Annotated in this window: 13 protein-coding genes; 11 read left to right on the forward strand and 2 right to left on the reverse strand. The window is 38.8% G+C overall.

From position 1 onward, the window contains the following. Positions 1 to 39: 39 nt before the first annotated feature. The 3 genes from ACYSN2_RS02555 to ACYSN2_RS02565 all read left to right on the forward strand — a co-directional run bounded on the left by ACYSN2_RS02555 (position 40) and on the right by ACYSN2_RS02565 (position 2,687). On the forward strand, positions 40 to 918 hold the full coding sequence (locus tag ACYSN2_RS02555) for a hypothetical protein (protein ID WP_461748698.1): 879 nt from the start codon (positions 40 to 42) through the stop codon (positions 916 to 918). 326 nt (positions 919 to 1,244) lie between these two features. Next, complete coding sequence (locus ACYSN2_RS02560) at positions 1,245 to 1,688, forward strand: DUF4822 domain-containing protein (protein WP_461748699.1); 444 nt, start codon at positions 1,245 to 1,247, stop codon at positions 1,686 to 1,688. A 183-nt stretch (positions 1,689 to 1,871) separates the two neighbouring features. Next, positions 1,872 to 2,687, forward strand: a complete 816-nt coding sequence (locus ACYSN2_RS02565) for a MetQ/NlpA family ABC transporter substrate-binding protein (RefSeq protein ID WP_461748700.1) — start codon at positions 1,872 to 1,874, stop codon at positions 2,685 to 2,687. A gap of 242 nt (positions 2,688 to 2,929) precedes the next feature. Here ACYSN2_RS02565 and ACYSN2_RS02570 read toward each other — a convergent pair whose 3' ends face one another. Then, complete coding sequence (locus ACYSN2_RS02570) at positions 2,930 to 4,063, reverse strand: hypothetical protein (RefSeq protein ID WP_461748701.1); 1,134 nt, start codon at positions 4,061 to 4,063, stop codon at positions 2,930 to 2,932. An 80-nt stretch (positions 4,064 to 4,143) separates the two neighbouring features. Further along, positions 4,144 to 4,818: a tRNA 5-(aminomethyl)-2-thiouridylate-methyltransferase MnmM gene (gene mnmM / locus ACYSN2_RS02575; RefSeq protein ID WP_461748702.1), complete on the reverse strand. Its 675-nt coding sequence runs from the start codon at positions 4,816 to 4,818 to the stop codon at positions 4,144 to 4,146. A gap of 360 nt (positions 4,819 to 5,178) precedes the next feature. Here mnmM and panB point away from each other — a divergent pair, with 360 nt between their 5' ends. The 8 genes from panB to ACYSN2_RS02615 all read left to right on the forward strand — a co-directional run bounded on the left by panB (position 5,179) and on the right by ACYSN2_RS02615 (position 13,800). Beyond that, positions 5,179 to 5,988 carry a 3-methyl-2-oxobutanoate hydroxymethyltransferase gene (gene panB, locus ACYSN2_RS02580; RefSeq protein ID WP_461748703.1) on the forward strand — a complete coding sequence of 270 codons (810 nt, stop codon included), beginning with the start codon at positions 5,179 to 5,181 and terminating at the stop codon, positions 5,986 to 5,988. A gap of 147 nt (positions 5,989 to 6,135) precedes the next feature. Further along, positions 6,136 to 7,023 (forward strand): pantoate--beta-alanine ligase, encoded by an 888-nt coding sequence (gene panC / locus ACYSN2_RS02585; RefSeq protein WP_461748704.1) that lies wholly within the window; start codon positions 6,136 to 6,138, stop codon positions 7,021 to 7,023. A 185-nt stretch (positions 7,024 to 7,208) separates the two neighbouring features. Next, positions 7,209 to 8,246 carry a phosphate ABC transporter substrate-binding protein PstS gene (pstS, locus tag ACYSN2_RS02590; RefSeq protein ID WP_461748705.1) on the forward strand — a complete coding sequence of 346 codons (1,038 nt, stop codon included), beginning with the start codon at positions 7,209 to 7,211 and terminating at the stop codon, positions 8,244 to 8,246. 211 nt (positions 8,247 to 8,457) lie between these two features. Then, positions 8,458 to 9,393 (forward strand): phosphate ABC transporter permease PstC, encoded by a 936-nt coding sequence (gene pstC / locus ACYSN2_RS02595; protein WP_461748706.1) that lies wholly within the window; start codon positions 8,458 to 8,460, stop codon positions 9,391 to 9,393. A gap of 35 nt (positions 9,394 to 9,428) precedes the next feature. Further along, a complete protein-coding gene (gene pstA / locus ACYSN2_RS02600) occupies positions 9,429 to 10,310 on the forward strand; it encodes a phosphate ABC transporter permease PstA (RefSeq protein WP_461748744.1) in 882 nt (293 codons plus the stop codon). A 262-nt stretch (positions 10,311 to 10,572) separates the two neighbouring features. Then, positions 10,573 to 11,412 (forward strand): phosphate ABC transporter ATP-binding protein PstB, encoded by an 840-nt coding sequence (gene pstB, locus ACYSN2_RS02605; RefSeq protein ID WP_461748707.1) that lies wholly within the window; start codon positions 10,573 to 10,575, stop codon positions 11,410 to 11,412. A gap of 92 nt (positions 11,413 to 11,504) precedes the next feature. After that, the gene (gene phoU, locus ACYSN2_RS02610) at positions 11,505 to 12,233 is read left to right on the forward strand and encodes a phosphate signaling complex protein PhoU (protein ID WP_461748708.1); all 729 of its coding nucleotides are present in this window, start codon (positions 11,505 to 11,507) and stop codon (positions 12,231 to 12,233) included. A gap of 208 nt (positions 12,234 to 12,441) precedes the next feature. Further along, positions 12,442 to 13,800, forward strand: coding sequence for an APC family permease (locus tag ACYSN2_RS02615; RefSeq protein ID WP_461748709.1), 1,359 nt, complete (start codon positions 12,442 to 12,444; stop codon positions 13,798 to 13,800). Positions 13,801 to 13,818: the final 18 nt, after the last annotated feature.

Genomic DNA, 13,818 nt, shown 5'->3' on the forward strand with positions numbered 1-13,818 from the left:
TCTGAGAGCTTGCGGGATTTAAGTGTTATAAGGAGCGCAATGAAACGGTATTTGTTATTAGGATTAGGGGTTTTGGCGCTGCTTGCCGCCATTATTTTATATGAAGGAAAAAACCCTTTTTGCAAGCTATCGATGAAACAGGAAGGCTTTGTTGAATTGCATTTTGGACAAGAAGGCGTGAAGGATTTTCAGTGTTATAGCTACAATGCCGACAATCATCCTTCAGGAGTGGGCTTTATCAGTATCTATTTTTCCGAGAAGAATCCCGGGAATTTACGGATCATTGGTAAGAATGCCGAGATCGAAATTCCGAATGTGATGAGGGCAATGGGCGTTCAATATGGACGCTTTGCAGAAGATGGCATCATGGGGATCGATATTAACTCTAGATTACATGAAGCAGAATTTGTCACGCAAGAAGTCGCGTATGAAGCATATGTGGCATTGATGCAAGAGATTAACAGAAAGGGCTGGCAGCACGATTTAACGAGCGGAGGTTCTCGAATAGATGTACGGGATAACTTAAAACATATTCAAGAGCAGGTTGGAAATGTGATTGATCCTACTTATATATTAACTTTCGAGGAATGGCGTAGCAAAAGGCGACTTCTATTTAAATTATGGAATAATGATTTATTGCTATCTATAGATATGGGAAGAGACCCTCGAGAACATCCCGAAGGATTAGAGCAATATACGCTTCGTTATGCCTTTAATACACAGAAATACTCCATTATGAATAGCATTACAAACTCTTATAAGATGAGTGAAGATGAATTAAGTAAAGCTTTTAAAAGCTATCGTCAATTTATTCTAAACGCTCAAAGTAAAGGAGAGAAAATGGATATTAATCAAGGATATCGAATCGATGAGAGCCGAGAGCAATTCCATGATTTATGGCAGTATTTGGTGGAGTAAAATACAAAGTTAAAACATTCAAAAATTGGCAATAGGCAGATAAAGAATTTGGCAGATCTTGCGCCGATTTTTGGTGGTTATTATGAATATCCAATAATATCTAATAGGATTTTGAGTTTTTAATATTTTTGGAAATCACGTATTTTGATAAATGCCGGCATTTATTTGAGTGGCGTTATTTTTCTAATTTCATAGACATCCTAAAATATCTGACTGTTATCATTTTTATCAGTAAATTACAAGCTTAATCAGTTGCTTGATATGTCTTTTTGATGTAAGTTAGAACAGTAAATTGTTTAATTAATCAGTCCTTAAGGGTAATCAATATGATAAAAATGAAGAATATTATCGCAGTTGCATTAATGGGTTCCGTTTTAGCAGCTTGTGCAACCAAAGATTTAAATGAACATGAAAAAGTGATGGTTGGTAAAACTTGGGTGACTACTAACGCAATAGATCATAATATTCGTAGTATTGGCGCAAATGATTCACGTGTCAGTCAATATTATGGAACCGCGAATTATTACCGCAATGGTAAATTTGTAATGCATACACCAGAAGGAGTGCAAAAACTCCAAGGGGATTGGAGCATTAGTGAAGATGGTAAAACAAGAACATTAGTCGCTAAAGATAAAGATGGTAAAGTTCTATTTACTCGTGATGTAGAAAATACATCTGTCACACCAACGGATTATGTATACCGTTTATACCCATCTCAATATAATAAAAATCAATATATCGATATCTTGCATCAACCACAAAAAAGATAATCTGAATAATTTGCTAGTTCTAAAATTATAAAATAAAGTCTTAGATAGAGATGTCTAAGACTTTTTTATTGATGTTTCTCCGAAAATAAATCATACTTAACATGTTTTTTAGGTATGATTTATTGAAAGCATGATGACATGCATGGTGTTTGAAAATAAAAACAATAAGAGGAAGTTTAAATAATGAATAAAATCATGAAATTATTACTCGTATCTTGTGTCGGTATCGTATTAACGGCATGTGGTCAAGATGATGGTGGAGAAGAGCAGAAAAAATTAAGAGTTGGAATGCCACCCAGTGCGCATAATGTCTTGGTAGAACAAGTGGTCAAACCACAATTAGAAGCGCAGGGTTATGAAGTATCATTTTTGAATTTTAGTACACTTCGAGATGCAAATACGGCGTTAGTGGAAGGTGGTGTTGATTTTCATACGGCGCAACATCAGGCGTATTTGAATGTATATAACAGAGAAACAGGACAGGACTTAGTATCCATTGTGCATACGCCATCTATTCCGGCATTTATCTATTCCATCAAAGAAAAATCTATCGACGGTATTCAAAATGGGGAAACGGTTTTAATTCCTAACGATCCATCGAATGCCGCACGTTCTTATGCGCTATTGCAAAAGATTGGTTGGATTACGTTAAATCCAGATGTTGATCTCGCCGTGATTACAAAAAGAGATATTACAAGTAACCCTAAAAATCTTCAGTTTAAAGAGGTAGATTCAGCACTTATTCCTCGTTTATTAGATGAGATTGATTATGGAGTAATGCCTGGTGGTGTAGCGCTTTTAGCAGGTGTAGGTTCTGAATATGCATTGGCTTATGAAACATTTTTACCTGATCTTGAGCTCATGGTCACAGTTAAAAAAGCAGATGAGAATAAACCATGGACAGAAGATGTGAGAAAAGCATTCCAATCTGATGAGATGAGAGATTTTATTGAAAATGATCCTGAAACCAAAGGTTGGTTTATTTGGCCAGAGGGTTAATCTAATATTCTCTTCTTGAGTAGATATGAAAAGGTTACGATATTGAATCGTAACCTTTTTTATTTGGTACATTAAAATCAATCATGACACTATGATCATGCGGATGAATCACTCGATTATCCTCATTCAAAAGAGATTTGTGTATGAAGAGAGAATATTGCGGAAGTCAGTATCACTCAAGTGCATATCAAGTGTTTCAATAAGATATCTTTATAAATATCGTAATCATTTTTGAGGTCATTTTAGAAATTCGCATTTAAAAGATAGGATCTTTCCGTAAGTCTTGGTGCATATTTACGAATGCGATCCATTTCAGCAGGAATAGCGATAAATTGCTCCGTCATTTCAACAATACATTGATCTAATCCAGCATTTCCACTTCCGACTCTGACTGTGACACCGGTGGGATATTCAAAGATAATGAGCGTAATACTATGTCTTCGATTACTCTTTCGAATATATTTTTCGAAGCACTGATTTGATGCTAATGAGAGATTATATTCTAATCGGCGAATTTGGCTTCCGGCAGTATTGATAATATTCGTGCTTCTTTTGGCTTCAAGCAGTTCTTCTTGTTTTTTTGCTTCTTGCTCTAATGTTGCTTTTTCTTCTGGCGATAAAACATGATGGACAATCATCGTGACGGGTTGATCACTTCCAAAAATATCTTCTTCTGCAATTTCCGCTTCCGTAGGTGCCGGCGGTTCATCTTTTACAACCTCCTCTCTGTTGATCGGCTCATCCATATTGCTTTTGCGAATATGATCTAAAAACTCAGGAGAAAAATAGGTAGAATCTTCTACGCCAATCGGCTCCTGATTCCAATCTCCATCTAAAAATGGCGTATCTGCTAATAGCGCAATCGCCTCATCAACCATCTTTCCATAAGGATTTTTCTCTGTAGAAACAGTACGACTAAATCCACCATCTTCTCTAGGAGGAAGCAGGCTGTTTTTTAAAGATTCGCCTTCTTGAGAGAGATTTTGCTGATAACTAGGAGGTTTTACTTCTGGTTCTTGTTGTGTTTCTTCCTCCTGAACATCTTCTGGCTTTTCAGCTTCTTGTTCCTGTGTTTCCTCTTCAGCCTTTTGTTCCGAACTCTCTTCAGATGTTTCTTCGGCTTGAGGAGAGGTTTGCGCTTCTTTTGGAAGTTCTATATCAAATTCTTGTTCTTGCTCTTGTTCGGTTTTTTCTTGCTCAGTTTCAGCAATTATTTCTTCTGTAGAATCAGGAACCGTAGGAATCAGCGTAACGTTCGCAATGGTTTGGTGTTTTTTAATGCGATTTTTTTCATCCTGAATCATCAAAATTCCGGTACCAGAATGTAGCAGTAGTACTAAAAATACCGCTATGATAAAGATAATTTTATGATTCATGAAGTTACGTGTCACAGCAATAAAAATATTTCAATGATGGTTTTAAGGTATCCATTGTCAGGAGAATTTAAAAAAGCAACTTAGCATTCTACCTGAGTTTTTGCTTTTTCGATCAGATATATAAAGGGCGGCGTATTTTTCTGATTAATAAATTGCTGTTTAAAAACATGGAACTGAGATTGATCCAACGCTTGCAGATACGCTTCAAGAACAGATTTTTCCTCCTTGCCGGCATCATGCCCATGATAGACGGCGATCAGCATTTTACCATTTCCCGTTAGAAGCTCTAAGCCGGCAATCACGCTTTCAAGTGTGGTATCTGCCAAAGTCGTAATCTCTTTATCGCCTTTTGGAAGATATCCTAAGTTATAGATAATAAAATCAATCGGCTCTTGAATATGTGCTTTGAAATTCGCATGGCTATCTTGGATAAAGATTATTTCAGGGGAATGCTCGGCATTTTGAATCAATTCTGCTAATCGTTGTTGGCTCGTTTCAATAGCTAAAGCTTGAATATCAAACGCATAAATCTTGCCTTTATGATTCATTTTATGGGCAATTTTTAAAGTATCGTTGCCATTGCCGAGTGTTGCATCAATGACGACAGAATCAGGTTTGATAAAAAGATCTAAATATTGATCAATGAGCGGATGAATAGAGTTTAAGTATTGATAACGCATAACTGTTTTATAGATGACCGGTATATTCGTATTAATGGGAAATAAGAGATGGGGAAGAAAGATAAATTGTAGCAAATATTCATCGCCTATATCGCCTATAAAGAACATACATCACAATCGTGCGGTTAATCTTACTTGTTATTATCTTTATAAGTTCTAAGCTGAGTTTTCTTTCAATCTTTTTGGCTCTTTTTTATGCATATTTTCTCCTATTTCTATTCCTTGCTTTCCCTTATCAGGAGAGCGTTCATAGTGTATAATAACGATCCGTATTAATTGATAAAACTGATATAAAAATAGATTTATACGGAATCGATTAGAGATTAATCGTAGAAAAGGGAAGTATTGGGTAGCCATAATTATTGAGAATAATCGTTAGAAATCTATTTTCAATAATGAAAGCGCTAAAACTAACTGAATTTAGGGAATACGTATATGCAGAAAATTAGGGTCACAGACCTTCAAGCAATGAAACACTCGGGAGAGAAAATTTCAATGCTCACTTGTTACGATGCAAGTTTTATGAAGGAGATGAATCTAGCGGGTGTAGAAGTGGTCTTGGTGGGAGATTCATTAGGAATGGTTGTGCAAGGGCATTCAACAACATTGCCGGTATCATTGGAGGAGATGATTTACCATACGGAAAATGTGGTAAGGGCAAACCAATCAACGCTCATTATTGCTGATTTACCATTTGGAAGTTACGAAGCTTCAAAAGAGGAAGCATTTCATGCGGCAAGCCGTTTGATGAAAGCGGGTGCTGAAATGGTGAAGCTTGAAGGTGGTAAAGAGAGCGCTGAAATTACTCAATTCATAACAGAGAGAGGAATTCCTGTCTGTGCTCATATTGGTCTTTTACCACAATCTGTGCATATTAATGGCGGATATTCTGTAAAGGGAAGAGAATTACAGATGGCGGCAAAACTCATTGAAGATGGCAGAGCGCATCAAGTGGCAGGCGCACAATTAGTCGTGGTGGAATGTGTGCCAACAGAAGTGGGCGAAGCGCTTAGTGTTGCACTTTCTGTTCCTGTGATAGGGATTGGCGCTGGCGCACAAACAGATGGGCAAGTGCTCGTCATGCACGATATGCTCGGTATTAAAGGTACTGTTTCTCCGAAATTTGTGAAAAACTTTCTCGCAGAAAGTGCAAAACTTGGAAGCGCTTCGATTCAAGGCGCTTTTAGAACTTATGTGATTCAAGTAAAAGCCGGCATTTTCCCTTCAGAAGCGGAAAGCTTTTAAGTGAAGAAATTTTAAAGAAGGCGTTTGGAAAAGGGATTGAAAGATCCCTTTTTTGTGTCTTTAGAAAGCTAGAATCAGACGACATGATTCAAAATGACTAGATTAAAATGAACAGAATATTAAAAGGATTTAAAAAAGGTAATCATTGTGGAAATTTTAAAAACTGTTGAAGAAGTAAGAGCTTGGAGAGATGCGCAATCGGACGTGGCATTTGTGCCAACGATGGGAAACTTGCATGAAGGACATCTCTCCCTTGTGGCGAAAGCGCACAGTTGCGCACCAAGCGTGATTGTTTCTATTTTTGTCAATCCCCTTCAATTTGGGGAAGGCGAAGATCTAGAGAACTATCCTAGAACCATTGATGTCGATATTGAAAAGCTCACAAATGCCGGCGTTTCAGCGCTCTTTTTGCCAACTGCTGAGATTTTATATGGGGAAGATGAGCCGTTTATCATTGTGCCACCAAAATCTTTGATCGCAGATTTATGCGGAAAAGATAGACCCGGGCATTTTGAGGGCGTTGCAACGGTTGTGGCGAAGCTCTTTAATATTGTGAATCCGACAGTTGCTTGTTTTGGAAAGAAAGATTATCAGCAGCTTAAAGTGCTAGAAGCAATGGTGAAAGCCTTGAACTTCAATATTCAAATTGTACCGGTAGATATTGAGCGAAGTGCGGCTGGGTTAGCGCTTTCAAGTCGTAATGGCTATTTAAGCGATGCTGAGAAAAACCATGCTTTGCAATTATCACAAACCTTACAAGCGATGAAAGCGGAGATTGAAGCGATTCATCAGAATATTCATCAATCTCAAGATCAATCCACGGTAGAAATGGTGTCACAAAAGTATCAAGCGTTAGAAAATAAGATGTCACAATTGTTACAAACGAGTGGTTTTGAGGTGGATTATCTCACTATAAGGGAACAATCGTTATTAAAACTCGCAACAGAGAAAGATCGAAATCTTATTATCCTAGTTGCCGCAAAGGTGGGTAATACAAGGCTTCTCGATAATATTGAAATGGATCTTGCCTCATAAATTTTTAGATAAAATAGATTGATTCAATAAAATTATAGAATGTTTCTCCTTTGTTACATCATTGTCATAATCGGTTTATATACTAGCTTCAGTCACGGGAATGAGGGTACAACATTCAGCCCCGTCTCCTTAAATCATGAACTTTAAAACCATTTTAACTTTGTACACTTAGGAGCATTTCTATTATGAAAACTATCACGAGCAAAATCGTAAAATTAACTTCAGCAGTGACCCTTGGTTTAGCAATCAGCGGTACAGCAATGGCGCAAGATTCCGTATCTGTAACAGGTGCCGGAGCTTCATTCCCAGCGCCAGTATATGCAAAATGGGCAGCTGATTATGCGAAAGAAACAGGAAATCGCATTAACTACCAATCAATCGGTTCATCAGCAGGCGTGAAGCAAATTGATGCTCGTACAGTAGATTTCGGTGCATCCGATGCGCCTTTAACAGATGAGCAATTAGCAGAGAAAGGTCTTATCCAATTCCCAACACTCATCGGTGGCGTGGTATTAGCGGTGAATGTGGAAGGCATTAAAACGAATGAATTAGTGCTTGATGGTGAAACACTTGGTGATATCTACTTAGGTAAAGTTAAAAAGTGGAATGATCCTGCAATTGCAAAATTGAATCCAAACTTAGCGCTTCCTGATCAAGCAATCTCGGTAGTTCGTCGTGCAGACGGTTCAGGTACCTCATTTATCTTCACAGGTTATCTTGCAAAAGTGAATGATGAGTGGAGCAAAAATGTAGGAAGCGGTTCAACAGTGAACTGGCCAATCGGAATCGGTGGTAAAGGGAATGATGGCGTAACAGCATTCGTTCAACGTATCGAAGGATCAATCGGTTATGTTGAATATGCTTATGCAAAACAGAATAACCTTAGCTACACAAAATTAATCTCTAAAGATGGCGAAATCGTAAGCCCAGGGATTGATTCATTCAGTGCTGCTGCAAAAGAAGTGAAATGGACAGAATCTTTTGCGCAAGACTTAACAGATAAACCAGGTGTGAACGCATGGCCTTTAGCGGCAACAACTTTTATCTTGCTTCACAAAGAGCAAAATAAACCAGCAGTTGCGAACGAGATCGTAAACTTCTTCAACTGGGGCTTTGGTAAGCAAGGTCAAGAGATTGTAACAGGTCTTGATTACGCGCCATTACCAGAAAATGTTGTACAAATTATCCAATCGTCTTTGAAATCAGACCTTGAGATAAAATAGAATGATGCTCTGCAAAGCAAGAGCCATTTAGTCCCTAAACCCAATCGTTGAGCCAGTCACTCTCGGTTGGGTTTTCGGCATAAAATGAGGGTGACGATTTTTCAATATTTATCCGGAAATTCAGTCACCATCATTAAAAAATAGTAAGTGTTACTCAAGAAATATCACTTCAAAATCAGACTCTAAATTAGACTTTAAAAGAAGAGATTTAATGAAAAGTATTAAAAACCCACAATCTGCAATTCCCGATACGATCTTTGCGCTCAGCGTGAAATCTGCGGCAATTTTTGTTCTTATTCTCTTATCCGGCATTATGCTTTCGCTGATCATTGCGTCCTTGCCGAGTATTAAAGAATTTGGTCTACGTTTCCTTTGGGAGAAAGAGTGGGATGCGCCCATGGATCAATTTGGTGCGCTCGTTCCAATTTACGGCACCATTATTACATCTGTCATTGCACTTGTGATTGCGGTTCCTGTGAGTTTTGGGATCGCGATTTTCCTTACAGAACTGTCACCGCCTTGGCTTCGCCGCCCAATTGGGGTTGCCATAGAATTATTAGCGGCAATTCCAAGTATTGTTTACGGCATGTGGGGATTGTTTGTCTTTGCACCACTTTTTGCGAAATACTTCCAAAAACCGTTAATTGAATTTAGTCAGAATATTCCGATTCTTGATGAGCTCTTTTCAGGCTACGCTTTTGGAATCGGGATCTTAACTGCCGGCATTATTTTAGCCATTATGATTATTCCTTATATCGCTTCTGTGATGCGAGATGTGTTTGAAAGAACGCCGAGAATCATGAAGGAATCAGCGTACGGTTTAGGTGCAACCACTTGGGAAGTGATTTGGAAAGTGATTTTGCCATATACGAAAAAAGGGGTTTTCGGCGGCGTTATGCTTGGACTGGGCCGCGCGCTTGGGGAAACAATGGCAGTGACATTTGTGATTGGAAATACTTATCAATTTGATAGCTTCTCACTCTTTGCTCCGGGAAATAGTATTACTTCTTCACTTGCCAATGAATTTGCTGAAGCTTCTAGTGAGCTTCATACGGCAGCGTTAATGGAGCTTGGATTATTGCTCTTTATTATTACCTTTATCGTACTTGCGATCTCTAAAGTATTTATGAAACAGGGGCGTGCATAATGACGACTTCTAATATGACTCAATCTCAATCAACGATGAACGCTGAAAAAATGGCAATCATTGCCGGCAGAAGAAAGAAACAGCATCGCCGGAAGATGATTAACCAAGTGGCAATTTCGCTCTCACTTGCGGCAATGGCATTTGGACTTTTCTGGCTCATTTGGATTCTCTGGACAACGGCCACCAAAGGAATGGGCGGCATTTCTCTGCAATTCTTTACAGAAATGACACCGCCGCCAAATAGCGAAGGCGGTGGATTACTTAATGCGATTGTGGGAAGTGGAATTTTAATCCTCTGGGCAACGGTGATCGGAACGCCGCTCGGCATTCTTGCCGGCGTTTACTTAGCGGAATATAACGCTGCTGGAAAGCTCTCAGCGGTGATTCGTTTTATTAACGATATTCTCCTTTCAGCGCCATCGATTGTGATTGGTTTGTTCGTATATACCGTTGTGGTTGTGAGAATGGGGCATTACTCTGCAATTGCCGGCATTATTGCGCTAGCTCTCATTCAAATTCCGATTGTGATTCGTACCACAGAAAATATGCTTCTGCTTGTGCCAAACACTTTAAGGGAAGCGGCATATGCCCTTGGCACGCCAAAATGGAAGATCATTTTACGCATTACGTTAAAATCATCGCTTTCAGGCATCATGACAGGAATTTTATTAGCCGTTGCAAGGATTTCAGGGGAAACAGCACCATTACTCTTCACAACGCTTTCGAATCAATTCTGGAGCACGAATGTAATGGAACCCATGGCAAGCTTGCCGGTCACCATCTATAACTTCGCAATGACGCCGGACAGCAACTTACAAGCACTTGCTTGGGCAGGCGTATTCTTTATTACCATGGCGATTTTAGCGCTCAACATCATTGTTCGAGTATTCTTTAAATCCAATAGTAAGCATGATTAGTAACAAGGAATAATGCGAAGATAAGAAGGATAAGAAGATCATGAAAAGCGTAGAATAACGATAGATTTTCTGACCAATATCCTTCAATCTCCTTCCATATCGAAAAAGGAGATGACAATCCTAGAATCAGAACGTTAGAGCCTGAATTCCAGAACCTGAATCTTCGGTTTGTCATCTTCTTGTTACAAAGTTTTATTAAGCTATCACCAGATTTATTCCCTCATGTCGCGAGAGAATTTCTAAACTCAAGTAGGAATATAGAATGAATTTAGATAACACCCAAAATATCGAATCAAAAGATGCATTTGCACAAGTTGCCAATCGTCAGCCAGAAGTCAAAAAAACATATAACGCAAAAATTAGCGTAAAAGATTTAAACTTTTACTATCAAAAGTTCCATGCGCTACACAACATCACGCTCGATATTCCAGAGAATCAAGTGACGGCATTTATCGGTCCATCTGGTTGCGGTAAATCGACACTGCTTCGCACGTTTAATAAGATGTTTGAACTCTATCCTGAGCAACGTGCGGAAGGCGAGATCATCATCAACAATGAAAATATCCTTACTTCCAAGCAAGATGTGGCACTTCTTCGCGCGAATGTCGGCATGGTTTTCCAAAAACCAACGCCATTCCCCATGTCGATTTATGACAATATTGCTTTTGGCGTGAAGTTATTTGAAAACTTATCCCGCGCGGATATGGATGCAAGGGTAGAGTGGGCGCTCACAAAAGCGGCACTTTGGACGGAAACTCGCGATAAACTTCATGATCACGGCACAAATCTTTCCGGCGGTCAGCAACAACGTTTGAGTATTGCCAGAGCGATTGCGATTCGCCCTGAAATTCTGCTCATGGATGAACCATGTTCAGCACTTGACCCGATTTCTACCGGCAAAATTGAAGAGCTCATCTTCGAGCTCAAAGAAGATTACACCATCGTGATGGTCACGCATAATATGCAACAAGCAGCACGTTGTTCGGATAAGACGGCATTTATGTATTTAGGCGATCTGATTGAGTTTGATGACACCGATACGATCTTCACAAAGCCGAGCAATAAGCAGACTGAAGATTACATTACAGGGCGTTATGGTTAAGCTTCTTTAGATGATATTTTCAAAGAAATGCTCTCAAAGAAATATTCTAAAAACTATAAATGAATAATGATAAAAATAAAGGAATTCCTGGTATGAAAAAGCTAGATTTCAATAGTCATATTTCAGCACAATTTAATGCTGAGCTTGAAAGATCCATGAGTAAAGTGCTTGAAATGGGCGGTTTAACGGAACGTCAAATACGAGATTCGATTAAAGCGATGATGAACCAAGATGAAGTTCTAGCACGGGAAATTATCGAACGAGATGAAGTCATTAACGAGCTTGAAGTTGAGATTAATGAGCTTTGTATCATGATCATAGCCAAACGTCAGCCAACGGCGAGCGATTTGCGTCTTTTGGTGGTGATTATCAAAACAATTGCCGAGTTAGAGCGTATTGCGGATACCGCAAGAAACATTGCAAAAATGGCATTTACACCATTGCCGGAGAATCACTCTTCGATTTTGGTATCCCTTGAATCTCTTGCCAATCGTAGCTTGGTGTTCTTTGAAAAAGTGCTCGATTCCTTCGCAAGAATGGATTTAGAAGCAGTTCTGACGATCTATCCTGAAGATGACAAGATCGATAGCGAATATGACAACATTATTCGTCAGCTCATGACCTATATGATGGAAGATCCACGCACGATTCCGTCTATTTTAACGGCGATGAACTGTGCACGTTCTTTAGAGAGAATTGGCGATCGCTGTCAAAATATTTGTGAGTTTATTATCTACTTCGTCAAAGGCGTAGATATTCGCGTTCAAAAGAATGAAAAGCTTCAAGAGCTCTTAGAAAATAGAGATCGTAAAGCGCTCTAAAAGATTGTTCTCAATCTAAAAAACTTTAGAAAAAACGTATAAGACCAAAAAGTCCAAAGATCATCATAATCTTTGGACTTTTTTATTCTCGAGTTTTTATGAATTTTAGGCGTTGATGGATTCAACGGTTATTGCAATATGGGATATGATAGGTGCTTGATATTTTGATATGACCAGATTTATTTTTTGATACGTTTAGGAACCTTTCATGGAAAGAAATAGCAGTTTAGACCGCAATAAGTTCACAAAATCGCTCTCTCTTTGGTCTGTGGTTCTTTTTGGTCTGGCATTTATGGCGCTTACAACAGTTTTCAGTACTTTTGGAATCGCATCAAGTATTTCTCAAGGCATGATTGTCGGAGCTTATATTTTGGCGATGATTGTGATGCTATTTACGGCATATAGTTATAGTGTGCTAGCAAAGCGATATCCCATGACAGGTTCTGCGTATAGTTATGTTCAAAAGGTCATCCATCCTAACGCCGGATTTTTAGTGGGTTGGGCCGTTATGATGGATTATCTCTTTATTCCCATGGTCAATTTCATGCTGTTTGGTATCTTCTTTCACGATGCTTTTCCGGTAATCCCTCAATGGGTATTTATTATGACGTTATTAGTAATTGTGACGGTTATTAACTTGCGAGGCGTGAAGGTTGCCGTGACCGCAAACTTGATTATTGTCGTTGCCTCCATTTTATTTGCGATTCTCTTTACCGTGATGTCTATCAATTCCGTGCATTCCGGCGTTGGCACCGGCATTTTGGCGAATATGGATCCGATCATTCATTTTGAGGTCGAAAATCCTTGGAAATATATTATTGCCGGCGCATCACTTCTCTGTTTCTCTTTCTTAGGATTTGATTCTGTGACGGCATTTGCAGAAGAAGTGGAGAATCCCCAAAAAATGATTCCAAGAGCCATTTTCTTAGTAACGTTTATTGGTGGCGTGATCTTTATTGCGGTCTCTTATTTTGCGTATCAAGTCTGGCCAGATTACACAACATTTCCAGATTTAGATGCGGCTTCCGGCAGTGTGATTAAAGTAGTGGGCGGGAATCTGTTATATGCCATTTTCCTAACGATTTTTGCATTAGGAAATGTCGGATCTGCGCTGGCATCTCAAGCGAGTGGTTCTCGTATTCTTTTTGCAATGGGCAGAGATGGTCAGCTCCCCAATCGTATTTTCGGAATGTTACATCCAAAATATAAAACGCCCATTTTCAATATCCTATTAATAGGAATCATCTCTATTTCAGCAACATTTTTGAGTTTAGGATTAGTGGCATCTATCATTAATTTTGGGGCTTTTATTGCTTTCATTATGGTAAATATCTCTGTAATGGTGCTCTTTTTTAAAGAGAAAAACCGAAGTCTGAAAGCGATTTTTCTGCTATTTTTACTGCCACTGATCGGTGCTGTATTAGATATTTGGCTATTTATAAACCTTGATAGCTACTCGCTTTTATTAGGATTCATTTGGTTCTCAATAGGGATTATATACCTACTATTTCTCACAAAAGGATTTAAAAAAGTCGTGCCGACCATGCCGGCATTAGAAAGTATCTAGGAAATATCTAAATATCTA

This window comes from Ignatzschineria sp. LJL83, assembly GCF_054871845.1.

What these genes read in the sequence shown, in the direction of transcription:
- ACYSN2_RS02555 (WP_461748698.1), top strand. Translation starts at nt 40, where the DNA reads ATGAAACGGTATTTGTTATTAGGATTAGGGGTTTTGGCGCTGCTTGCC.
- ACYSN2_RS02560 (WP_461748699.1), top strand. Translation starts at nt 1,245, where the DNA reads ATGATAAAAATGAAGAATATTATCGCAGTTGCATTAATGGGTTCCGTT.
- ACYSN2_RS02565 (WP_461748700.1), top strand. Translation starts at nt 1,872, where the DNA reads ATGAATAAAATCATGAAATTATTACTCGTATCTTGTGTCGGTATCGTA.
- ACYSN2_RS02570 (WP_461748701.1), bottom strand. Translation starts at nt 4,063, where the DNA reads ATGAATCATAAAATTATCTTTATCATAGCGGTATTTTTAGTACTACTG.
- panB (WP_461748703.1), top strand. Translation starts at nt 5,179, where the DNA reads ATGCAGAAAATTAGGGTCACAGACCTTCAAGCAATGAAACACTCGGGA.
- pstS (WP_461748705.1), top strand. Translation starts at nt 7,209, where the DNA reads ATGAAAACTATCACGAGCAAAATCGTAAAATTAACTTCAGCAGTGACC.
- pstC (WP_461748706.1), top strand. Translation starts at nt 8,458, where the DNA reads ATGAAAAGTATTAAAAACCCACAATCTGCAATTCCCGATACGATCTTT.
- pstA (WP_461748744.1), top strand. Translation starts at nt 9,429, where the DNA reads ATGAACGCTGAAAAAATGGCAATCATTGCCGGCAGAAGAAAGAAACAG.
- pstB (WP_461748707.1), top strand. Translation starts at nt 10,573, where the DNA reads ATGAATTTAGATAACACCCAAAATATCGAATCAAAAGATGCATTTGCA.
- phoU (WP_461748708.1), top strand. Translation starts at nt 11,505, where the DNA reads ATGAAAAAGCTAGATTTCAATAGTCATATTTCAGCACAATTTAATGCT.
- ACYSN2_RS02615 (WP_461748709.1), top strand. Translation starts at nt 12,442, where the DNA reads ATGGAAAGAAATAGCAGTTTAGACCGCAATAAGTTCACAAAATCGCTC.